Here is a 22,083-nt window from a genome sequence, read left to right as displayed (position 1 = left end):
GTCACGCGCCCGCCCGCTGAGGCGGTCCGGGGGCTGGGCGAAGCATCACGGGCAGAGGGCACTAATTAGAGATATATCCCCCGCACCGCATCACCCGTACGGCGCGCCGCGCCGATTCCGGCCCGCTGGGTCCACGCGGGACCGTGAGGGGCCCGGCAGGCAAGGGCCCCAGGGCGCTGCTCACCCGGTCATGGACGAACTGATGTATCCGGCCGAGGCGTTCGCCGGGCGGGCGCGCCTTCATGCCCGTCGGGTCCGCTCACGGCAGTACGGCCATCCCGTCGAGCTCGACGAGCGCCTGCTCGTCCCAGAGCCTGACCGCCCCGACGACCGCCATGGCCGGGTAGTCACGACCCGCCAACTGCCGCCAGATCCTGCCGAGTTCGGAGGCGCGGGCGCGGTAGTCGGCGACATCGGTGGCATAGACGGTGACGCGCGCCAGATCGGCCGGGGAGCCGCCGGCCGCACGCAGGGCGGTGAGCAGATTGGTGAGGGCCGTCGCGAACTGTTCGGGCAGCGTGTCGCCGATGACCTTGCCGTTCTGGTCGAGGGCGGTCTGCCCGGCGAGAAAGACGAGTTGACCGCCGGTGGCCGTGACGGCGTGCGAGAAGCCGGTGGGCGGGGACAGTTCGGCGGGGTTGATCCGGTGGATGGGACTCATACGGGCGGCTCCTGGTTTCCGGACGGCTGCTGCTGCTGTGCGGCCGACGCCGTCGCCGACGCGTACAGCTCCTTGGCGATGATCGTGCGCTGGACCTCGCTGGCTCCCTCGTAGATGCGCGGGGCGCGCACCTCCCGGTAGAGGTGTTCGAGCAGGTGACCCCGGCGCAGCGCGCGGGCGCCGTGCAGCTGGACAGCGGCGTCGACGACGTACTGCGCCGCCTCCGTGGCGTACAGCTTCGCCATCGCCGCTCTGCGCGGCACCCCCGGTTCCCCCGCGTCGTACGCCGCCGCGGCCGCGTACACCAGGAGCCGGGCGGCCTCGGTGCGGGTGGCCATCTCGGCGACCTGGTGCGAGACGGCCTGAAGATCCTTGAGCGGGCCGCCGAACGCGGTGCGCCGCGCTGTGTGGGCCAGCGTCGCATCGAGGGCGGCGCGGGCCATGCCGACGGCGAAGGCGCCGACGCTGGGGCGGAACAGGTTGAGGGTGTTCATGGCAACCCGGAAGCCGCGGTCGGGTTCGCCGAGTACGTCGTCGGGGGTGACCGGCACCCCGTCGAACGTGAGCGCTCCGATGGGGTGCGGGGAGAGCATGTCGAGCGCGGTGCCGGTCAGCCCCGGGCGGTCCGCGGGGATCAGGAAGGCGGTGACGCCGCGGGCTCCGGCGCCGGGCGTCGTACGGGCGAAGACGGTGTAGAAATCGGCCTCGGGGGCGTTGGAGATCCAGCACTTCTCGCCGGTCAGCCGCCAGCCGTCCCGGGCGTGCTCGGCGTGGAGAGCGAGCGCCGCCGCGTCGGAGCCGGCCCCGGGCTCGCTGAGCGCGAAGGCGGCGACGGCGCGGCCCGCGCGAACTTCGGGGAGCCAGCGTTCGCGGTGGGCCGGGGTACCCGCCTGGACCAACGGGTACGTGCCGAGTCCCTGGAGGGCGAGCGCGGTCTCGGCCTCCGTGCAGCCGCGGGCCAGGGACTCGCGCAGCAGACACAGCTCGAGGGCTCCGGAGGAGAACAGCCGGTCGAGCAGGCCCAGTTCGCCGAGGGCGGCGACGAGCGGGCGGTTGACGTGCCCCGGTTCGCCCTTCTCCGCAAGGGGGCGCAATTGCTGCTCGGCCAGGGCGCGCAGCTCCTCGCACCGGGCGGTCTGTGACGGATCGAGCGAGAATGCCGACATACCGGCGCCTCTCCTGGATCGTATCGCGAAGGATTGACTACCGTCATTCAAACGCTACGCTCCAAGGGCGACAAGGGGGCGATCCGTTTGGACCCGAAGACCTCAGCGCACATCGACAGCTTCGCCAGAGAGCATCTGCCACCCCTGGACCAGTGGCCGGAACTGGTCTTCGGGCTTCCCGAGCTGGACTATCCGGACCGGTTGAACTGCGCCGCCGAACTCCTCGACACCACGGTCGCCCGTTTCGGACCCGACCGTCCCGCGTTCCGTACCCCTGACGGCCCGACATGGACCTACGGGGAGCTCCAGGACCAGGTGGACCGCATCGCCCATGTCCTGACCTCCGACCTGGGCGTCGTCCCGGGCAACCGGGTCCTGCTGCGCGGCCTCACCACGCCCCATTTGGCCGCCTGCTGGCTCGCCGTCCTGAAGGCGGGCGCGATCGCCGTCACCGTACTGGCGCAGCAGCGGGCCCAGGAGCTCGCCACTATCTGTTCGATCGCCCGGGTGAGCCACGCGCTGTGCGATGCGCGGTTCGTCGACGATCTGGTGAAGGCGCAGGTGCCGGGGCTGCGGATCACGGCGTACGGAGGGGACGGGGCGGACGACCTGCTGCGGCTGGCCGAGCGCAGGCCGGGGCCGTACCGGGCCGTGGACACGGCCGCGGACGATGTCGCGCTGATCGCGTTCACCTCGGGCACCACCGGGCGCCCCAAGGGCTGTATGCACTTCCACCGCGATCTGCTGGCCGTCGCCGACACCTTCTCGCGCCACGTCCTGCGGCCGGGCCCCGAGGACGTGTTCGCGGGCAGTCCGCCGCTCGGCTTCACCTTCGGGCTCGGCGGTCTGGTGGTCTTCCCGCTGCGGGCCGGCGGTTCGGCGCTGCTGCTGGAACAGGCCGGTCCGCGGCAGCTGCTGCCCGCGCTCGCCGCCCACCGCGTCTCGGTCCTGTTCACCGCCCCGACCGCGTACCGCGTGATGCTCGACCATCTCGGCGAGCACGATCTGTCCGCGCTGCGCCGCTGCGTCTCGGCGGGCGAGAATCTGCCCGTGGCCACCTGGCGGTCCTGGTACGAGCGGACCGGTCTGCGCATCATCAACGGCATAGGTGCCACCGAACTCCTGCACATCTTCATCTCCGCCGCCGACGACGCGATCCGCCCCGGCACCACCGGGGTTCCCGTGCCCGGCTGGCAGGCGCGGGTGCTGGACCGGGACGGCCACCCGGTGCCCGACGGGGAGCCGGGGCTGCTCGCCGTACGCGGTCCGACGGGCTGCCGCTATCTCGCCGACCCCCGCCAGGCGGAGTACGTGCGGCACGGCTGGAACTTCACCGGGGACACGTACACCCGCGACAGCGACGGCTACTTCCACTACGTCGCACGGGCCGACGACATGATCATCTCCTCCGGGTACAACATCGCGGGTCCCGAGGTCGAGGACGCCCTGCTGCGCCACCCCCTGGTCTCGGAGGCCGCGGTGGTCGGGCAGCCCGACGAGCTGCGCGGCCAGGTCGTCGTGGCGTATGTGGTCCCTCGCGAGGGCGCCGCACCGTCGGCCGACGAGCTGCGCACCTACATGAAGGACGAACTGGCGCCGCACAAGTGCCCGCGCGTCATCGAGTTCCTGCCCGCTCTCCCCCGGACCGCGACGGGCAAGCTGCAGCGGTTCCGGCTGCGCACCGAGACGCGACCGAGCCAGGCCATAGAGTGATCACGTGGCCGAGTTGCACCCCCCCCGATCCCTGATCGTCACCCTCTACGGTGCCTACGGTCGCACCCCCGGCAACGCTCCGCTGCCGGTGGCCGAGCTGATCCGGCTGCTGAGCGCCGTGGGCGTCGACGCCCCCTCCGTACGCTCCTCCGTCTCCCGGCTGAAGCGGCGCGGCCTGCTCGTACCGGCGCGGACCGAGAGCGGCGCGGCCGGGTACGCGCTGTCGCCGGACGCCCGCCAGCTGCTGGACGACGGCGACCGGCGGATCTACGCACACCCTTCACCGCCACTGCGGGACGGCTGGGTGCTCGCCGTCTTCTCCGTACCGGAGGCGGAACGGCACAAGCGTCACCTGCTGCGCTCCCGGCTCTCCCGGCTGGGTTTCGGCACGGCGGCGCCGGGGGTGTGGATCGCGCCCGCCGCGCTGTACGACGAGACCCGGCACACCCTGGAGCGGCTGGAACTCGCTCCGTACGTCGACCTGTTCCGCGGGGAGCACCTCGGCTTCGCCGCCACCCGCGAGTCGGTGGCGCGCTGGTGGGACCTGGACGCCGTCGCCGGGCTCCACCTGGACTTCCTGGAACAGCACGAACCGGTGCTGCGGTCCTGGGAGTCGCGCACCGGCGAGCCGGAGGCGGAGGCCGCCTACCGCGACTATCTGACGGCCCTGGACTCCTGGCGGCAGCTGCCGTACGCAGATCCCGGGCTGCCGGAGGAGCTGCTGCCGAAGGACTGGCCGGGGGGCCGGTCGGCGGAGGTGTTCGGGCTGCTGCACGCCCGGTTGCGGGACGCGGGGGCGCAGTTCGTACGCGGTGGGCCGGGCGGCCCGTAAACCACGTGCACGGCACGGACCCGGCTGGTCAGAATGGACCATGCCCCTGACCTTCACCGACCTCGGGAACCCGCCGGGCCATGGTGTCCCACCGCGCATCGGCCACCGGCCGGTCCCGGACCGACTGTTGATCACTGCGGAGTCGAAGTGACGGGCGGGGCCGAGGAGATGCCACCGGAACCGGGCCGGCTGATCGCCGCGAATGTGGTGCGGTGGCGACGGTACGGGGAGGGCGGGCAGGAGCTCAGGCCGGGCACCAAGTCCTACCGGGGCGGCTCGAAGGTGTATGTGATCGACACGTACGCGGGCACGGGCCACGAGGCGCTGACCACGATCGGGCGTGGACGCCACACCGGCAGGTACATCACGATCGACATGGCGACGCGCCATCTGCACACGTTCCGGGCCGTGCCCGTCCACAGCCCGACCGTACTGCGGCTCTGCGCGGAGGCGGGCGTGGGCGGGTGCTGGAACACCCGGGAGGATGCCGAGGAACTCGCCGCCCGGCTCGCACGGCTGGCGGCCGAGTACCGCGGGTCCTGGTGGGCCGGCGTGCCCCACCCCACCCCCTGCCGCTGCCACGACTGCCTGACCGGCCAGGCGCTCACCGCAGGGTGAGCCGTGGTTTCGGTGCGTCCGTGCGGCCGGTCGGCGGTGTGCGGCTGCCCGCACGGTACGGCATCGGCCACGGGGCGCCGGGGCCGCTGTAGCCCTGCTCGGCCGCGGCATGCAGGGTCCAGTGGGGGTCGTAGAGATGCGGGCGGGCCATCGCGCAGAGGTCGGCGCGGCCGGCCAGCAGCAGCGAGTTGGCATCGTCCCAGGAGGAGATCGCGCCGACCGCGATGACGGGGACCACCAGGGCGTTGCGGATGCGGTCCGCGTACGGGGTCTGGTACGAGCGGCCGTACTCGGGGCGTTCGTCGGGGACGACCTGGCCGGTGGAGACATCGATGGCGTCGGCGCCGTGCGCGACGAACGCGCGGGCGATCTCGACGGCGTCGTCGGCCGTCGTGCCGCCGTCGGCCCAGTCGGTCGCCGAGATCCGGACGGTCATGGGCCGGTCCTCGGGCCACTGCGCGCGGACCGCGTCGAAGACTTCGAGGGGGAAGCGGAGCCGGTTCGTCAACGGTCCGCCGTAGCCGTCGGTGCGGTGGTTGGTGAGCGGGGAGAGGAATCCGGAGAGCAGATAGCCGTGGGCGCAGTGGAGTTCGAGCAGGTCGAAGTCGCAGGTGGCGGCATGCCGGGCGGCCGCGGCGAACTGGTTGCGGATCACGTCGAGCCCGTCCCGGTCCAGCGCGTGCGGGACCTGGTTGACGCCTTCCCGGTACGGGATCGCGGAGGCGGCGGACAGCGGCCAGTTGCCCGCGTCGAGCGGCTGGTCGATCCCTTCCCACATCAGCCTGGTGGAGCCCTTGCGGCCGGAGTGGCCGAGCTGGATGCCGATCGCCGTGCCGGGGGCGGAGGTATGGACGAAGTCGGTGATCCGGCTCCAGGCGGCGGCCTGTTCGGGGGTGTAGAGGCCGGTACAGCCGGGGGTGATGCGGCCCTCGGCGCTGACGCACACCATCTCGGTCATCACGAGGTCGGCGCCGCCGAGGGCCCGTGCGCCCAGGTGGACGAGGTGGAAGTCGCCGGGGACGCCGTCGACGGCGGAGTACATGTCCATCGGTGAGACGACGATGCGGTTGCGCAGTTCGAGGCCGCGCAGCCGCAGCGGGGTGAACATCGGCGGGGTCCCGGGGGCGCAGCCGAACTCCTCCTCGACGGCGGCCGTGAAGCCGGCGTCGCGCAGCCGCAGGTTGTCGTGGGTGACACGGCGGCTGCGGGTGAGGAGGTTGAAGGCGAACTGGCGGGGCGCCTGGTCGACATACGTGCCCAGCTCCTCGAACCAGCGCAGGCTCGCTGCGGCGGCGCGCTGCGTCGATTCGACGACGGGCCGGCGTTCGGTCTCGTACGCGGCCAGGGCGGCGGGCAGGTCCGGCTGTTCCTCGATGCAGGCGGCGAGCGCCAGGGCGTCCTCGACGGCGAGCTTGGTGCCGGAGCCGATGGAGAAGTGGGCGGTGTGGGCGGCGTCGCCGATGAGGACCGTGTTGCCGTGCGACCAGTGGGCGTTGACGACCGTGCGGAAGGTGAGCCAGGAGGAGTTGTTGGAGCGCAGCGGGCGGCCGCCGAGGGCGTCGGCGAAGATCTTGCCGCAACGTTCCGTCGATGCTGCGGTGTCCATGGCGTCGAAGCCGGCGGCGCGCCAGACCTCCTCGCGCATCTCGACGATGACGGTGGAGGCATCGGCCGAGAAGGGGTAGGCGTGCAGCTGCATCACACCGTGTTCGGTCTCGGCGATCTCGAAGCGGAAGGCGCCGAACGCGAAGTCCACGGCGAGCCAGATGTAGCGGTTGCGGTGGGTGGTGACGGTGGGCCGAAAAGTGCCGGCATACGCCTCGCGGGTGGTGCTGTGCACACCGTCGGCCGCGATCACCAGGTCGTGCGTCGCGGCGAGCTCGGCGACGGACGGGGCCTCCGCGCGGAAGCGGAGCCGTACCCCGAGGGACGCGCAGCGCTTGTGCAGGATCTCCAGGAGCCGGCGGCGGCCCAGCGCCGCGAAGCCGTGGCCGCCGGACGTCTGGGGCCGGCCGCGGTGGATGATGTCGATGTCGTCCCACCGTACGAATTCGGCCTGGAGCGCCCGGTACACCACGGGGTCGGCGTGTTCGATGCCGCCGAGCGTCTCGTCGGAGAGGACGACGCCGAAGCCGAATGTGTCGTCGGGGGCATTGCGCTCCCAGACGGTGACGGAACGCTCGGGGTCCAGGCGCTTGAGGAGGGCCGCGGCGTACAGCCCGCCGGGGCCGCCGCCGATGACCGCGATCCGCTTCGTGTCGGACGCCATGGCGCTACCTGCCTTGCCACTTCGGCGGGCGCTTCTCCGTGAACGCGGCGTGGAACTCGGCGTAGTCGTCGCCGTGCATGAGCAGGGCCTGGGTGGCGGCGTCCATTTCGACGGCGGCGGCCAGCGGCATGTCGAGTTCGGCGGTGAGCAGCGCCTTGGTCTGGGCGAGAGCGAGGGCGGGGCCTTCGGCGAGGCGGCGGGCGAGCTCCGCGGCCCGGGCGTCGGCCTGCCCCTCCTCGGCCAGCTCGCTGATCAGCCCGATCCGTTCCGCCTCGGGTGCGCGGACCGGCTCGCCCAGCATGAGCAGCCGGGTGGCATGGCCGAGACCGACGACGCGCGGCAGGAGATAGGCCGCCCCCATGTCGCCGCCGGAGAGCCCGACCCGGGTGAAGAGGAAGGCGAATCGCGCGGACGGGTCGGCGACACGGAAGTCGGCGGCGAGCGCGAGAACCGCACCGGCCCCCGCGGCGACGCCGTGCACGGCGGCGATGACGGGGAACGGGCACTCGCGCAGCGCCCGTACGACCTGTCCCGTCATGCGGTTGAAATCGAGCAGCTGCGCGGTGTCCATCGCGAGCGTGGCGCCGATGATCTCGTCGACATCGCCGCCGGAGCAGAAGCCGCGCCCCTCACCGGCCAGCACGAGCGCGCGCACGGAGCGTTCCCGGGACAGCTCGGCAAGGAGATCGCGCAGGTCGGCGTAGGCGCCGAAGGTGAGCGCGTTGAGCTTCTCGGGGCGGGCCAGAGTGACGGTGGCGACGCCGTCGGCCGTCGTCAACCGCAGATGGCGCCAGTCCTCGGTTCGGCGGGCGGAGCTGGGAAACGGGCTCATGGAGGGTGGTCCCCTTCAGCCGTCGGGCTGCTACCTGCTCTCGAAGCTATCACCCTTACGTGACTTCCGTCACGAGTACGCGATAGGCGTCCTCCGCGTATGTGGCCAAGGTCCCGTTCGGACCGGACCGCAGCCCCTTGTCTGTGTCGTTGCGGTTTGTATGGTTGAAAGGAAGAACTCTTGAGCTCCAGACATCACGAGCTCCGGACCGCCTTGCCTCCGGAACGGAACCCCGCCTTGCCGCCCGATGGACCGTTGCCCGCCTCCTGGCGGATCGCGCTGCCGCACTCCACAGCCGCAGTGCCCATCGCGCGCGGCCTGATCCGTACGGCACTGGCGGACATCGACTCACCGGCCGGTACGACCGACACCGCCGAGCTCCTCACCGCGGAGCTGGTCGCCAACGCCGTGAAGCACACCGGCGGCGCCGAGCCCGTCGAGCTGGTGGTGGAGCTTCTGGAGACCTCCTGCCAGGTCGAGGTCCACGACAGCGACCCGGCTCCGCCGGGCGATCTCTCCCGGCCAGGGCCGGGCAGCGAGCCGCCGGACCCCTGGCAGGAACACGGTCGCGGCCTGTTGCTGATCCGTACGCTCAGCTCGTCCTGCGGTCATCGCACGACGGAGCACGGCAAGGCCGTGTGGTTCACGCTGCCGCATCAGTAAGGGCGGTGAGGGGCGCTTCTCAGCGCCCCTCACCGCCCTTCAGCGCCTCCTCGGCGCCGCCCCACCGCGCCCCTCAGGGTCTCCTCGGCGTCCGTCAGTCCCGCTCCGCGGCGGCCAGCCGCGAGCGGCTCCGGCTGTAGCCGGCGTACACGGCGGCGCCGGCCATCAGGAAGACGGCGAACTGCACCCAGGTCGCCCAGCCGGTCCCGTACATCAGATAGAGGCAGAAGAGGACGCCCAGGATCGGGCTGACCGGGTAGAACGGCACCCGGAAGGAGCGCTTCAGCCCCGGGTTGCCGCGGCGCAGCGCGATCACCGCGACATTGACCACCACCATGACGGCGAGCGTGCCGATGGTCGTCAGATTCACCACCACGTCCAGGGACGCGAACGCCGCGGGAACGGCGAAGACGGTCGCCACGATCCAGGTGTTGGCGACCGGGGTCGACGTCCGCGGCGAGACACGTTCGAAGACGCGCGGGACCAGACCGTCACGGGACATCGACATCAGGATGCGGGTCTGCCCGTACATCACCGTGAGCACGACCGACGCGATGGCGACGACCGCACCGAACGCGATGATGCCGCCGCCGACCGTCGAGTCGGTGACCTGATCGACGATCAGCGAGAGCGCGGCCGGCTTGTCGGAGACGGCGTCCGCGCCGAGTGCGCCGATGGCCGTGAGGGCGACCACGCAGTAGAGCAGCGTGGCGACCCCGATGCAGATCAGGATCGCGATCGGGATGTTCCGCCGGGGGTTCTTGACCTCTTCGCCCGCGGTGGTGATGGCGTCGAAGCCGATGTACGAGAAGAACGCCAGCGAGGCGCCGGCGGTGACCCCGGCCGGGCCGTGGGTCGCGAAGGGCGTGAGGTGGCCGGCCTCGAACGCGGTGAACGCAATGGCGCAGAAGGCGATCAGAATGCCGATCTTGAGGATCGCCATCGCGGCCGTGGCGCGCGCGCTCTCCCGGACGCCGCGCACCAGCAGGGTGGCGGCCATCATGATCACCAGGACGGCGGGAAGATTGATCACGCCGCCCTCGCCCGGCCCGGCGGACAGGGCGGTGGGCAGGTGCCAGCCGACGAGGCTGTTCAGCAGCTCGTTGACGTACTGGCTCCAGCCGACCGCGACCGCGGAGACCGAGATGCCGTACTCCAGCAGGAGGCACCAGCCGACGAGGAACGCGATCCGTTCGCCGAGGGTCGCGTAGGCGAAGGAGTACGAGCTGCCGGAGACCGGGATCGCCCCACCCAGCTCGGCGAAGGAGAACGCCGTGAAGACACAGGTGATCGCGGCGAGGACGAAGGAGAGGACGACCGCGGGGCCGGCCTCGGCGACGCTGTCGGAGAGGCCGACAAAGATGCCGGTCCCGACGATCGCGCCGATGCCGAAGCACACGAGCTGGAACAGCCCCATGGTGCGCTTGAGGCCGTGCCCCTCCAGGTCGGCGCCGGACTCGGCGACCAGCTGGTCGGGGCTCTTGATGCGCAGACCGGTCCGGGGGGAGAGGCTCGGCGGGCGGAGCGGGCTCACGGGGATGATCTCTTCTCTGGTGGAGCGCGTGGGGGGATCGTGCGCACGGAGCGGGTGGGGGGCTCCGGCCCTGCGGGGGGGCCGCACGGAAATGGGGCCCGAGCGTGCGAGCTCGAACCCCACCAAGTGGAACCATGGTAGCCACTTGTCCGCATGTTCACCCAATTGGGCGCATGATCATGCAGCTCCGCAGGCTGTCTCGGCCGTGCGCCGCGCCCGTCCCGGCTGTGCCGGTCAGGCGCCGGCCAGGGTCGCCACCAGAACGGCCTTGATCGTGTGCATCCGGTTCTCCGCCTCGTCGAAGACGACCGAGTGCGCGGATTCGAAGACCTCGTCCGTAACCTCCAGCTCGGTCAGACCGTGGCTGGCGTGGATCTCGCGGCCGACCTTGGTGCCGAGGTCGTGGTAGGCCGGGAGGCAGTGCAGGAACTTCACGTCGGCGTTGCCCGTGGCGTTCAGGACGTCCATGGTGACGGCGTACGGCGCGAGGGCGGTGATGCGCTCGTCCCAGACCTCCTTGGGCTCCCCCATGGAGACCCAGACGTCGGTGACGACGAAGTCGGCACCGCGGACACCCTCGGCGATCTCCTCGGTGAGGGTGACGGTCGCACCGCTGGACTCGGCGAGCCGGTGGGCCTCCGCGACGATCTCCTCGGACGGCCAGTAGGCCTTCGGAGCGACGATCCTGACATCCATGCCGAGCAGCGCGCCTGTGACCAGGTACGAGTTGCCCATATTGAAGCGGGCGTCGCCGAGGTAGGCGAAGGCGATCCGCTCCAGCGGCTTGTCGCTGTGCTCGGTCATCGTGAGGACGTCGGCGAGCATCTGGGTCGGGTGCCAGTCGTCGGTGAGCCCGTTGAAGACGGGAACTCCGCCGTACGCCGCCAGCTCCTCGACGGCAGCCTGGCTGTCACCGCGGTACTCGATGCCGTCGAACATCCGGCCGAGGACGCGGGCGGTGTCCTTCACCGACTCCTTGTGCCCCATCTGGGAACCGGTGGGGTCGAGATACGTCGTGGCGGCACCCTGGTCGGCGGCCGCGACCTCGAAGGCACAACGGGTGCGGGTCGAGGTCTTCTCGAAGATCAGCGCGATGTTCCTGCCGCGCAGCCGCTGTACCTCGGCGCCTGCCTTCTTGGCGGCCTTGAGCTCGGCGGCCAGGTCGATCAGGCCGCGGAACTCCTCCGCCGTGAAGTCCAGCTCCTTGAGGAAGTGGCGGCCTGCGAGGTCTATGGCCATGGTGGCTGCTCCTGGGTCGGGCGGAGATCGCGCGGACAGTTGCTGAAAGTCTATACGAACGAATGCATCACTATACAGTCCCCTGCATCGGTGTGTCCGGTCTCCCGCCGCTGCTCCGCCTCCCTCCTTCCCGCACGCGGTCGCGGACGATTCCTCACACGGAATCGCGGACGATCGGGCAGCTCATGCAGCGCGGGCCGCCCCTGCCCCGGCCCAGCTCGCTGCCGCGGATCTCTATCACCTCGATGCCCTGCTTGCGCAGATACGTGTTGGTGGTGGCGTTGCGCTCGTACGCGATGACGACGCCGGGCTCGACGGCCAGCACATTGCAGCCGTCGTCCCACTGCTCCCGCTCGGCCGCATGCACGTCCTGGGTGGCCGTGAGCACACGGATCGAGTCCAGACCGAGGGCCGCCGCCATGGCCTTGTGCATGTGCTCCGGCGGATGGTCGGTGACCTTCAGGTCCCTCGGTCCGCCGCCCGGCTCGATGGTGTACGAGCGGAGCATGCCGAGCCCCGCGTACTGGGTGAACGTGTCGCCGTCGACCATCGTCATCACCGTGTCGAGGTGCATGAACGCGCGGCTCTTGGGCATGTCGAGCGCCACGATCGTCCGGGCGGAACCGGCGTCGAACAGTCCGCGGGCCAGCATCTCGACCGCCTGTGGGGTGGTGCGCTCGCTCATCCCGATGAGGACGGCGCCCTGACCGATGACGAGGACGTCGCCGCCCTCGATGGTGGACGGATAGTCGTCCTGCCCCTCCGACCAGTGGTGGAAGACCCCCGCCTCGGGGCCGGTGAAGAGGGGGTGGTGGCGGTAGATCGCCTCGAAATGGACCGTCTCGCGCTGCCGGGCCGGCCAGCGCATCGCGTTGATGGACACCCCGTCGTAGATCCATGCCGAGGTGTCCCGGGTGAAGAGGTGGTTAGGCAGCGGACCGAGCAGGAAGTCGTCCAGGTCCATCACATGGAAGCGGACCGAGGTCGGCTCGCTGTGCCGCTCCAGGAACTCCCGCTTCGTCATCCCGCCGACCAGAGCCTCCGCCAGGTCGGCGGTGGACAGCTCCTCGAACGCGGCCCGCAGATGCTCGGTGGCGAGCGGACCGTACTCCTTCTCCTCGAAGACCCGGTCCAGCACGAGCCGTTTGGCCACCGGGATGTCCAGGGCCTCACGGAGCAGATCGCCGAAGAGATGTACCTCCACCCCCCGGTCGCGCAGCACGTCCGCGAACCCGTCGTGCTCCTGGCGTGCGCGGCGCACCCACAGCACGTCGTCGAAGAGGAGCGCGTCCTTGTTGCTGGGGGTGAGCCGCTTCAGTTCGAGATCGGGGCGGTGCAGTATGACGCGGCGCAACCGCCCGGCCTCGGAGTCGACATGGAATCCCATGCCTCCATCCTCACCGCGCGGAGCGCCGTTCACCCCGCGAATCGCCACCCCGCCTCTTCTTTCGGATCAGAGGCGGGGGTCCACGGGCTCCGACTCCAGGGCGAGCACCGCGAAGACCGCCTCGTGGACCCGCCACAGCGGCTCCCCCTCAGCCAGCCGGTCCAGCGCCTCAAGCCCCAGGGCGTACTCGCGCAGCGCCAACGACCGCTTGTGGCCGAGGAACCGGGAGCGCAGCCGCTCCAGATTCTCCGGACGCGTGTACTCGGGGCCGTAGATGATCCGCAGGTACTCCCGGCCGCGCACCTTGATGCCCGGCTGGACCAGCCTGCCCTTCTCGTCCCGGACGAGCGCCGCGAGCGGTTTGACGACCATGCCTTCGCCGCCGCGGCCGGTCATCTCCAGCCACCAGTCGACGCCGGCCCGGACCGATGCTTCGTCGCCGGTGTCGACGACCAGTCGCCGGGTGACCTGGAGCAGGCCGGTGGGGTCGTGCTCCACCAGCCGGTCCAGCCAGGCCAACTGCTCGTCGTGCGGTACGGCGGCCAGCGAACGCCCCTGCACGGCAAGGATCTGGAACGGGGCGATCCGCACCCCGTCGAGGCCCTCGGTGGGCCAGCAGTACCGCCGGTAGGCATCGGTGAACGCCGCCGCGTCAGCCGTCCGGTCCTGCTGGCGGGCAGCCAGGCCGGCGACGTCGACCCCGCGGGCCGCCGCTGCCGCCAGCGCCGCGTTGGCTCCGGGGAGAACGGCGCCGGAGGCCGCTCCGACCGCCGCATACTGCGAACGCAGCAGCCCGCCGGCCTTCAGGGACCAGGGCATCAGCTCGGCGTCGAGCAGCACCCAGTCGGTGCCCCACTCGTCCCAGAGCCCTGCGGCGGTGACAGCCGTGCGCAGCCTGCCGAGGATCACCTCGGTCAGGGCGACGTCGTCCAGGAACGGCCGTCCGGTACGGGTGTGCAGCGCCCCGGTCGGGCCCTCCACCCCGAACCGTTCGCGGGCCGCCTCCGCGTCGCGGCAGACCAGGGCCACCGCGCGCGAGCCCATGTGCTTCTCCTCGCACACGACCTGGGCGACGCCGTCCGCCCGGTACTGGGCGAAGGCCTCGGCCGGGTGCTCCAGGAAGCCCTCCTCGTGGGACGTCGCGGTCGGTGCCATGGTCGGCGGGAGGTAGCCGAGCAACCGCGGGTCGACGGCGAACCGGCTCATGACCTCCAGTGCCGCCGCGGCGTTCTCCTCGCGCACCGAGATGCGGCCCAGGTGCCGGGTTTCCACGATCCGGCGGCCCTGCACATCGGCCAGGTCGAGCGGGCGGCCCTCCCGGCCGCCGGGCGCCTCGGTGCTCAGCGGCTTGGCCGGCTCGTACCAGACCTTCTCGGCCGGTACGTCGACGAGTTCGCGCTCCGGCCAGCGCAGCGCGGTCATCTTCCCGCCGAAGACCGCACCGGTGTCCAGGCAGAGGGTGTTGTTGACCCAGGAGGTGCTGGGTACGGGGGTGTGGCCGTAGACCACGGCGGCGCGGCCGCGGTACTCCTCCGCCCACGGGTAGCGCACGGGCAGCCCGAACTCGTCGGTCTCGCCGGTGGTGTCGCCGTACAGCGCGTGCGAGCGGACGCGTCCGGAAGTGCGCCCGTGGTACTTCTCGGGCAGCCCTGCGTGGCAGACGACGAGCCTGCCGCCGTCCAGCACGTAGTGGCTGACGAGCCCGTCGATGAACTCGCGCACCTGCGCCCGGAAGGCCGGGTCCTTCTCGTCCTCCCGGTCCAACTGCTCAATGGTCTCGGCGAGTCCATGGGTGTGCTGGACCTTGCGGCCCTTGAGGTAGCGCCCCAGCTTGTTCTCGTGGTTGCCCGGCACGCACAGGGCGTGACCCCCGGCCACCATGGACATGACGCGGCGCAGGACACCGGGGCTGTCGGGGCCGCGGTCGACGAGGTCGCCGACGAAGACCGCCGTACGCCCTTCGGGATGCGCACCGTCGACGTAACCCAGCTTGCCGAGCAGGGACTCCAGCTCGGAGCTGCAGCCGTGGATGTCACCGATGATGTCGAACGGCCCGGTGAGGTGACGGAGGTCGTTGTAGCGGCGCTCCAGCACCACCTCGGCGTACTCGGCCTCCTCCTCGGTACGCAGGATGTGCACCTTGCGGAAGCCCTCGCGCTCCAGGCCGCGCAGCGAACGGCGCAGCTCGCGGCGGTGGCGCTGGACGACATGGCGGGGCATGTCGGCGCGGTCGGGCCGGGCGGCGTTGCGCGCCTGGCAGACCTCTTCGGGCAGGTCGAGAACGATCGCGATCGGCAGCACGTCGTGGCTCCGGGCGAGCTGTACCAGCTGCCTGCGGCTCTCTGCCTGCACGTTGGTGGCGTCGACGACGGTCAGCCGCCCGGCCGCGAGCCGCTTGCCCGCGATGTAGTGCAGCACGTCGAAGGCGTCGCGGCTGGCGCTCTGGTCGTTCTCGTCGTCGGCGACGAGGCCGCGGCAGAAGTCCGAGGAGATGATCTCCGTGGGCTTGAAGTGCCTGCGCGCGAAGGTGGACTTGCCGGAGCCGCTGGCCCCGACCAGTACGACGAGGGAGAGGTCGGTCACCGGCAGCCTGCGGTGCGTGCCGGCACTCATCTCGGTGTCGGCGTCCTGCCCGGCGCGGGCACTCCTCCCGGCGTCGGCGCCCGTCTCGGCGGGGGTGTCGTGCTCGGTCATGCTGCCTTCGCCTCCTTCTTCTCCGTGTCGTCCTCGGCGGACTTCGTGAACACAGCCATCTGCGTGGGCGGCCCCACCTCGGGGTCGTCGGGCCCCACCGGCACGAAGCCGACCCCGTATCCGTGCCGCTGCGCCACCGCCTGTGCCCAGCCCCGGAATTCCGCCCTGGTCCACTCGAAGCGGTGGTCGCCGTGGCGCGCATGACCGGCCGGGAGGCTCTCCCAGCGGACGTTGTACTCGACGTTCGGCGTCGTCACGAGCACCGTCCGCGGCCGCGCCGAGCCGAACACCGCATACTCCAGCGCGGGCAGCCTCGGCAGGTCGAGGTGCTCGATGACCTCGCTGAGCACCGCCGCGTCATACCCCGCCAACCGTTTGTCGGTGTACGTGAGCGAGCCCTGCCGCAGTATGACGCGTGCTGCCTGCCGCTCCCCCATCCGGTCGAGCCCCAGGCGGCGCGAGGCGATCGTGAGAGCGCGCATGGAGACATCGACGCCGACGATCTCCGTGAAGCGCACGTCCCCCAGCAGGGCCTTGACCAACTGGCCCTGTCCGCACCCCAGGTCGAGCACCCGGCTCGCCCCGGCGGCGCGCAGCGCCTCCAGGATCGCCGTGCGCCGCTGCTCGGCGAGCGGCACCGGCTTCTCCTCGGTGTCCGTCGTCTCGTCCACCGCGTTGTCGACGCTCTCCACCGCGAGGTCGTCCAGCTCGGCGAGCCGCACCAGTTCCAGCCGCTGCATCGCCTGTCGGGTCAGCCCCCAGCGCCGGGACAGATAACGGCTGGTGATCAGCTTCTGCTCGGGGTGATCGGCCAGCCAGCCGTCACCGGCGCGCAGCAGCTTGTCCACCTCGTCGGGCGCGACCCAGTAGTGCTTGGCGTCGTCGAGCACCGGCAGCAGGACGTACAGCTGCCGCAGCGCGTCGGCTAGCCGCAACTCGCCCTCCAGCACGAGGCGCACGTACCGCGAGTCGCCCCACTCCGGGAACTGTTCGTCCAGCGGTACGGCCACGGCGTCCACGCTCGTCCAGCCGAGCGGTCCGAAGAGCTTCGACACGAGCTCCGGACCGCCGCGCGCCGGGAGTGCGGGCACCTCGATCCGCAGGGGCAGGGGCGCCGCCGCACGCTCGGGCAGGGAGCGGCACACCCCGTTCAGCGCGGACTTGAAGACCGTGCTCATCGCGACGGAGAGCAGCGAGGACGCTGCGTACGGGCGATCGTTGACGTACTGCGCGAGCGCCGCGTCGGGGGCGCCGCCCCGGCCCTTGCCCTTGCCTCGCCGCACCAACGCCACGGGATCCACCTCCAGCAGCAGCGCGGCCGTGCAGCGCTCGGCGGATGCCTCGGGGTAGAAGACATGCGCGGTGCCGTGGGACGTGGAGAACGTCTGCGCCTTCTCGGGGTGCTTGTGCAGCAGGAAACCGAGGTCGGTGGCGGGTCGCTCCGGGGTGCCGGTCGTACTGATTGTCAGGAACACACGTCCGAGTATGGTCCGGTTCACTCGGCCCCCACCAGGCAATTTGTTGGTGTCTACGGTTCTGCTGTTCCTCCGCCCCCTCCTGCCCCTCCGGCCCGTCGCGTCCGGTCGCGGCCGTCGTGACTCTCCTGGCTGTTCTGCAGGCCGCCCCGACCGCTCGGTGCGTCCCGTCCGTCACCCCTCCAGCAGGCGGGCCAGTTCCGCGATCGGGCCGGGGCCGATCCGGCAGCAGCCGCCGACGAGCCGCGCCCCGGCCGCCTGCCAGGCCCGCACCCGGCTCGGGTCGAAGGTGGCACCGCCGGTCCACGCCCGGGCCTCGGCGTCCCAGCGCTCACCACTGTTCGGGTACACGACGACCGGCTTGCCGGTCACTTCCGCCGCCGTCTCCACCGCACGGTCCGCGTCGGCCGGATCGCAGCAGTTCACCCCCACCGCCACCACGGCGTCGAGCCCTGCGGCAAGCCCGAAGGCCGACTCCAGCGACTGGCCAGCCCGGGTCCGGTCCCCCGCCACGCTGTACGAGAGCCAGACGGGCAGCCCGCATCCCCCGACGGCCCGCAGCAGGGCCTCCGCCTCGTCGGTGTCCGGCACCGTCTCCAGCGCCAGCACATCGGGTCCTGCGGCGGCCAGCGCCTCGATCCGGGGCCGGTGGAAGCGCTCCAGTTCCCGGACCGAGAGGCCGTACCGCCCGCGGTACTCACTGCCGTCCGCGAGCATCGCCCCGTACGGGCCGACCGAGGCGGCGACCCAGATCTCCCGGTCCGTCGCACCACCGGCCCGCCGGGCGAGCTCCACGCTGCGGGCGAAGAGCTCCGTCGCCCGGCCCCGGCCGATCCCCCGCCGCGCGAACCCCTCGAACGTCGCCTGATAGCCCGACGTGATGAGCACCTGCGCACCCGCCCGCACATAGGCCCGGTGCGCGGCCTCGATCTGCTGTTCCTCGTCGAGCAGCAGCCGGGCCGACCACAGCTCGTCGGACAGATCACGGCCCTGCGCCTCCAACTGATTGGAGAGGCCTCCGTCGAGCAGGACCGTGGACTCGGCGAGCGCGGCGGCCAACGGCCGGGCGGGTTGCACAGGTGCTCCTCTCAACTGCTCATGTTCACTTGCCGATATGCGTCTCGTCCGGAACCGGCTCAGGTCAGCTGGGACTGGACCTGCGCGGAGATCAGCTCCAGGTGCTCGAGGTCGTCCAGATCGAGGACCTGGAGGTAGATCCTCGACGACCCGATCTTGCCGTAGCTGCCGATCTTGTCGACCACCTCGGCGGGCGAGCCCGCGAGTCCGTTCGCCTTCAGCTCCTCCACATCACGGCCGATAACCGCTGCCCGGCGAGCAACTTCGGCGTCGTTCCTGCCGACACAGACCACCAGGGCGTTGGAGTACACCAGGTCGTCCGCACTGCGCCCTGCCGCTTCCGCCGCGTCCCTCACCCGGCCGAACTGCCTCTCGCTGTCCTCGATCGAGGCGAACGGGATATTGAACTCGTCCGCGTACTGCGCGGCGAGCCGCGGTGTACGCGTCGCACCGTGGCCGCCGATCAGGATCGGCACCTTGGCCTGGGCCGGCTTGGGCAGCGCGGGCGAGTCGGTCAGCTGGTAGTACGTGCCGTCGTAGTTGAACCTGCCGCCGACCTCGGTCGCCCAGAGGCCCGTGACGATCGCCAGCTGCTCCTCCAGCCGGCCGATCCTCTCCTTGGGGAACGGAATGCCGTACGCCTTGTGCTCCTCCTCGAACCAGCCTGCGCCCAGGCCGAGTTCGACCCGGCCTCCGGACATCTGATCGACCTGGGCGACCTGGATCGCGAGGACACCGGGAAGGCGGAACGTCCCCGCGGTCATCAGCGTGCCGAGCCGGATCCGCTTGGTCTCGCGCGCCAGCCCGGCCAGGGTGATCCAGGCGTCGGTCGGACCGGGCAGCCCGTTCCCCGCCCCCAGCCGGAGGTAGTGGTCGGATCGATAGAAGGCGTCGAAGCCGAGGTCCTCGGCGGCCTTGGCGACTGCGAGCAGCGTCCCGTAGCTCGCCCCTTGCTGGGGCTCGGTAAAGATTCGAAGATCCATGGATCCATCCTGCACCTCCGAACACCGGTCGTCCCTCCTCTCACTCGGTGCGCGGCGCCGCGGCGGGGCCGCGCACCGCCGGTCTCCGTGGCCAGGTGCGGGCGTTTGTGCTCAGGGGCGGTCGAGGACGGTCCGGGGCCATCACTGCTGGCCGGCCGCCGAGCCCGCCGGTCCGCGGACCGTGCCGTAGGGACCGTCCCGCCCTCTTCCACGCTCCAGATCGTGCTGCCGCTCCCGGTCCTGCTCCGTCAGGCGCCGGAGCATCCCGTGCACCCGGTCAAGCGACTCGTCGGTGGCGTCGATCGCCTCTATGCACTGCCAATAAAGACCCTCCTCGTCGGTGTCGCAGGCCACCGCGACAAGAGCCATCCCCACCTCTCCGAGCAGCGCGCCGAGTCCGGTCAGTGTCGCGCGCGGATCGGCGACCCCGGTGAGCTGCGCGGCCCGCGCCTCACCGGTCCGCACCACCGAATGGTCCGGCGTCCCGCTGCCCCTCCCCCCGATCTCGCTGAGCCCGCGCGCCTCGCCGCGCAACTCCTTCGGTCCGCTCGCCGCCAGCCGGTCCCCGATCGCCTGGGCGAGCGCCTGCGCCTGCCAGGCCTCCGCCATGATGGACGGCGTGCCCCGGCTCTGCGCCAGAGCCCGCCTGCCTACCCCTATGAGCCGCTCCGCGTCCATGCATTGCCCCCGTCCTACGAAAACCCGCTCACCTCATCCATTACCCAGAGTGAGGTGAGCGGCACCGAAAGGCCAGAGAATTTCGGAAATCTGTGGACACGAAGTCGATTGTGGATAAATCGATCACTCCGCAGAGTGACGATCTTGAGGTTCTGGGCGCTCAGGTACGGGGAAGCGCGCCTCGTTCCGGTCGATCTTCGCCGCCAGCACCCCCAGCGCGTCGATACCCAGCACCTCGCAGAACTGCAACAGATACGCGAGCACATCGGCGACTTCGTCCGCCACCCGATGCGCCGTCCCCGGCTCCTCCATGACACTCGCCGACTGCTCGGGCGTCAACCACTGGAAGATCTCGACCAGTTCGGACGCCTCGACGCTCAGCGCCATCGCCAGGTTCTTCGGGGTGTGGTACTGCTCCCAGTCGCGTGCGGCCGCGAACGCGGCGAGCCGTCGCTGCAGTGTCTGTACGTCCAGTTCTGACTCTGCTTGCGGCTTGGCCTGCATGCTCTCCCCTCTCTCATGCTCCCTGGGCCGTCGTGGGGCCGTCATCGCTCTTCGGACCGTCCTCGAACGCGCGGTTGACGGCTTCCCGCGTGCGCTTCCCGCTGCTTGGCATCAGGTGAGTGTAAGTCCGCAGCGTGAAGCCGGGATCGTGGTGTCCCAGGTACTCCGACAAGGACTTGATGCTCTCCCCCGCGTCCTGCAGCTCAGCGCAGTTGCTCGGCCAGTCCGACGATGATGCCCTCCGGGCCGCGGACGTAGCAGAGCAGATAGCTGTCCTCGAACCGGGCGATCTCGCCGACGAGTTCGGCGCCGTGAGGGCGCAGGCGGGCAACGGTGTCCTCGAGGTCGTCGACGGCGAACATCACGCGGTGCGTGCCGAGAATGTTGTGCGGCCGGTTGCGCGGCCCGGCGCTGATCACCGCGGGGCTGCGGTACCTCGCCAGCTCGAGCCGGCTGTGACCGTCCGGGGTCCGGACCATCGCGATGTCACAGCGGACGCCGTCGAGTCCGGTGCACTGGTCGGCGAAGAGGCCCTCGACCTCCGCCCTGCCCTCCAGCTCCATACCGAGTTCCACGAAGAACGCGATGGCGGCATCCATGTCCTCGACGACGATGCCGACGTTGTCCATCCGCTGAATCGCCATGCTGGTTTCTCCTTCTTCCTCGTGCGGCCGGTGGTGGCCGCTGATGTCCCCGGGACGGAGCCGGTGGCACGTTCTCGACATCCCCAGACCGCCGAACTCCGAAAAATCTGGATCGCGCCTCAGCACCGCTACAGCAGACCCGCGAGCCAGGTGCCACCGCCGGGGGTGAGTGCGGCGCAGGTGGCCGCTCTCGTGAAGACGATCAGCCGCAGCGTTCCGTCCCCGCTTCTCTATGCTTCCTCGACGATTCGCAGGGCGCGCTTGAGTATTGCGCCTCCCCAATCAATTCACGGTGGAGAACGCCCGCCCGGCGGCCGGTGCGACATCAAGACGCCGGCCGCGGAGGCGGGAGTGCCCCGCACTGGCTTCTACCCGAAAAAGGACCATGCCGGCAGCGTCCGGGAGGGGTCCTATCAGCACCTCGGTAAGGACTTCGTACGCCGTCTGGCGGGCCTCCGGGAGGCCGGAGTGGTGCCAGGGACCCGAGAGATGCCCAGATCGAGCGTCTGAAGGCCCAGAACGCCGAGCTGAAGGCCGGCGTCACTGACAGGGACAAGGCCATCGAAGAGCTGACCGCGTTCAAGAAGCTCGCGCTGTCCCGGCTCACCGCCCCGCACGACGAGATCATGCACCTCCACAGGCCGCAGCCATCCTCGAGCTGCCTCACCCGCCAAACTGGCCACCGTCATCGGCGCCTGCGGCTGACGGCCGCAGAGCGCTTTCTGGCTGTCCGCCCTGCAGCCGGGCCGGAAATGGCGTTGCGGCTCACGATTCGGACGCAATAACGTGCCGCACGTGGCTTGATCTCCCGTGCCGTCGGCCTGACCGACGGTCGCAGTTGCACTCCGCCGCCGTCGCTGTCCGACCGCGGCTCATTGGACATACCTAAGGGCTGTCCCGTAATCCCTGGCGGGCGCACGACGACAGCTGCGGCACCTCGCCGCGTTGTCGGAACGCCCGAATACGCCCCGTACGAGACGCCCCTCCGCCTTGCGATGCACCACATCTGACGCCGCGCGCTGATCCACCAGGGATTACGGGACAGCCCTTAGCTTGATCTTTAACCTCGGAGGTCGAACGGCTCGTCGTACTTGATCACTCAGACTGGTAACTG

18 protein-coding genes and 1 pseudogene are annotated in these 22,083 nt (G+C 70.7%); 4 read left to right on the top strand and 15 right to left on the bottom strand.

All coding sequences use genetic code 11. From position 1 onward, the window contains the following. Nucleotides 1–259: 259 nt before the first annotated feature. Together LRD69_RS26040 and LRD69_RS26035 are read right to left on the bottom strand one after the other, a co-directional pair. Nucleotides 260–661, bottom strand: coding sequence for a RidA family protein (locus LRD69_RS26040; protein WP_277328964.1), 402 nt, complete (start codon nucleotides 659–661; stop codon nucleotides 260–262). Then, nucleotides 658–1,827 carry an acyl-CoA dehydrogenase family protein gene (locus tag LRD69_RS26035; RefSeq protein WP_277328963.1) on the bottom strand — a complete coding sequence of 390 codons (1,170 nt, stop codon included), beginning with the start codon at nucleotides 1,825–1,827 and terminating at the stop codon, nucleotides 658–660. The genes LRD69_RS26040 and LRD69_RS26035 overlap by 4 nt, the downstream gene beginning before the upstream one ends. Nucleotides 1,828–1,914: 87 nt before the next feature. Between LRD69_RS26035 and LRD69_RS26030 the strand changes: the two genes are divergently transcribed. The 3 genes from LRD69_RS26030 to LRD69_RS26020 all read left to right on the top strand — a co-directional run bounded on the left by LRD69_RS26030 (nucleotide 1,915) and on the right by LRD69_RS26020 (nucleotide 4,990). Continuing rightward, a complete protein-coding gene (locus LRD69_RS26030) occupies nucleotides 1,915–3,540 on the top strand; it encodes an AMP-binding protein (protein ID WP_277328962.1) in 1,626 nt (541 codons plus the stop codon). A gap of 4 nt (nucleotides 3,541–3,544) precedes the next feature. After that, nucleotides 3,545–4,372, top strand: coding sequence for a PaaX family transcriptional regulator C-terminal domain-containing protein (locus LRD69_RS26025; RefSeq protein WP_277328961.1), 828 nt, complete (start codon nucleotides 3,545–3,547; stop codon nucleotides 4,370–4,372). Between the two features lie 168 nt (nucleotides 4,373–4,540). Beyond that, nucleotides 4,541–4,990, top strand: a complete 450-nt coding sequence (locus LRD69_RS26020) for a hypothetical protein (RefSeq protein ID WP_277329876.1) — start codon at nucleotides 4,541–4,543, stop codon at nucleotides 4,988–4,990. On the opposite strand, the gene LRD69_RS26015 is transcribed toward LRD69_RS26020, so the two are convergent. After that, nucleotides 4,977–7,259 carry a bifunctional salicylyl-CoA 5-hydroxylase/oxidoreductase gene (locus tag LRD69_RS26015; RefSeq protein ID WP_277328960.1) on the bottom strand — a complete coding sequence of 761 codons (2,283 nt, stop codon included), beginning with the start codon at nucleotides 7,257–7,259 and terminating at the stop codon, nucleotides 4,977–4,979. The two genes, LRD69_RS26020 and LRD69_RS26015, sit on opposite strands and share 14 nt — an antisense overlap. 4 nt (nucleotides 7,260–7,263) lie before the next feature. Further along, nucleotides 7,264–8,091 carry an enoyl-CoA hydratase family protein gene (locus LRD69_RS26010; protein ID WP_277328959.1) on the bottom strand — a complete coding sequence of 276 codons (828 nt, stop codon included), beginning with the start codon at nucleotides 8,089–8,091 and terminating at the stop codon, nucleotides 7,264–7,266. 237 nt (nucleotides 8,092–8,328) lie between these two features. Between LRD69_RS26010 and LRD69_RS26005 the strand changes: the two genes are divergently transcribed. Then, complete coding sequence (locus LRD69_RS26005; protein WP_277328958.1) at nucleotides 8,329–8,754, top strand: ATP-binding protein; 426 nt, start codon at nucleotides 8,329–8,331, stop codon at nucleotides 8,752–8,754. 94 nt (nucleotides 8,755–8,848) lie between these two features. Here the strand turns inward: LRD69_RS26005 and LRD69_RS26000 are convergent, their stop codons facing one another. From LRD69_RS26000 to LRD69_RS25950, 11 genes and pseudogenes are all read right to left on the bottom strand, one after another. Then, the gene (locus LRD69_RS26000) at nucleotides 8,849–10,297 is read right to left on the bottom strand and encodes an amino acid permease (RefSeq protein WP_277329875.1); all 1,449 of its coding nucleotides are present in this window, start codon (nucleotides 10,295–10,297) and stop codon (nucleotides 8,849–8,851) included. 225 nt (nucleotides 10,298–10,522) lie between these two features. Next, nucleotides 10,523–11,527, bottom strand: coding sequence for an ornithine carbamoyltransferase (argF, locus tag LRD69_RS25995; protein WP_277328957.1), 1,005 nt, complete (start codon nucleotides 11,525–11,527; stop codon nucleotides 10,523–10,525). Nucleotides 11,528–11,681: 154 nt separating this feature from the next. After that, nucleotides 11,682–12,914, bottom strand: coding sequence for an arginine deiminase (locus LRD69_RS25990; protein ID WP_277328956.1), 1,233 nt, complete (start codon nucleotides 12,912–12,914; stop codon nucleotides 11,682–11,684). Nucleotides 12,915–12,980: 66 nt separating this feature from the next. Continuing rightward, complete coding sequence (locus LRD69_RS25985; RefSeq protein ID WP_277329874.1) at nucleotides 12,981–15,527, bottom strand: polynucleotide kinase-phosphatase; 2,547 nt, start codon at nucleotides 15,525–15,527, stop codon at nucleotides 12,981–12,983. A 77-nt stretch (nucleotides 15,528–15,604) separates the two neighbouring features. Continuing rightward, the gene (locus LRD69_RS25980) at nucleotides 15,605–17,083 is read right to left on the bottom strand and encodes a 3' terminal RNA ribose 2'-O-methyltransferase Hen1 (protein WP_277328955.1); all 1,479 of its coding nucleotides are present in this window, start codon (nucleotides 17,081–17,083) and stop codon (nucleotides 15,605–15,607) included. Between the two features lie 174 nt (nucleotides 17,084–17,257). Further along, a complete protein-coding gene (gene mmuM, locus LRD69_RS25975; protein WP_277328954.1) occupies nucleotides 17,258–18,160 on the bottom strand; it encodes a homocysteine S-methyltransferase in 903 nt (300 codons plus the stop codon). A 59-nt stretch (nucleotides 18,161–18,219) separates the two neighbouring features. Next, nucleotides 18,220–19,143, bottom strand: coding sequence for an LLM class F420-dependent oxidoreductase (locus LRD69_RS25970; RefSeq protein ID WP_277328953.1), 924 nt, complete (start codon nucleotides 19,141–19,143; stop codon nucleotides 18,220–18,222). A gap of 141 nt (nucleotides 19,144–19,284) precedes the next feature. Next, entirely contained in the window at nucleotides 19,285–19,821 is a 537-nt protein-coding gene (locus LRD69_RS25965; protein WP_277328952.1) for a DUF6099 family protein, read from the bottom strand. 123 nt (nucleotides 19,822–19,944) lie between these two features. Further along, nucleotides 19,945–20,325, bottom strand: a complete 381-nt coding sequence (locus LRD69_RS25960; protein ID WP_277328951.1) for a nucleotide pyrophosphohydrolase — start codon at nucleotides 20,323–20,325, stop codon at nucleotides 19,945–19,947. A 13-nt stretch (nucleotides 20,326–20,338) separates the two neighbouring features. Further along, nucleotides 20,339–20,527 (bottom strand): annotated as a pseudogene (locus tag LRD69_RS25955) (site-specific integrase); the annotation flags it as partial. 1 nt (nucleotide 20,528) lies between these two features. Further along, nucleotides 20,529–20,969 carry a VOC family protein gene (locus LRD69_RS25950; RefSeq protein WP_277328950.1) on the bottom strand — a complete coding sequence of 147 codons (441 nt, stop codon included), beginning with the start codon at nucleotides 20,967–20,969 and terminating at the stop codon, nucleotides 20,529–20,531. Nucleotides 20,970–22,083: the final 1,114 nt, after the last annotated feature.

This window comes from Streptomyces sp. JH14 (genome assembly GCF_029428675.1).
Classification (GTDB): domain Bacteria; phylum Actinomycetota; class Actinomycetes; order Streptomycetales; family Streptomycetaceae; genus Streptomyces.
Note: the sequence above shows the minus strand (reverse complement) of the source record. Positions and strands in the feature narration are given on the sequence as shown.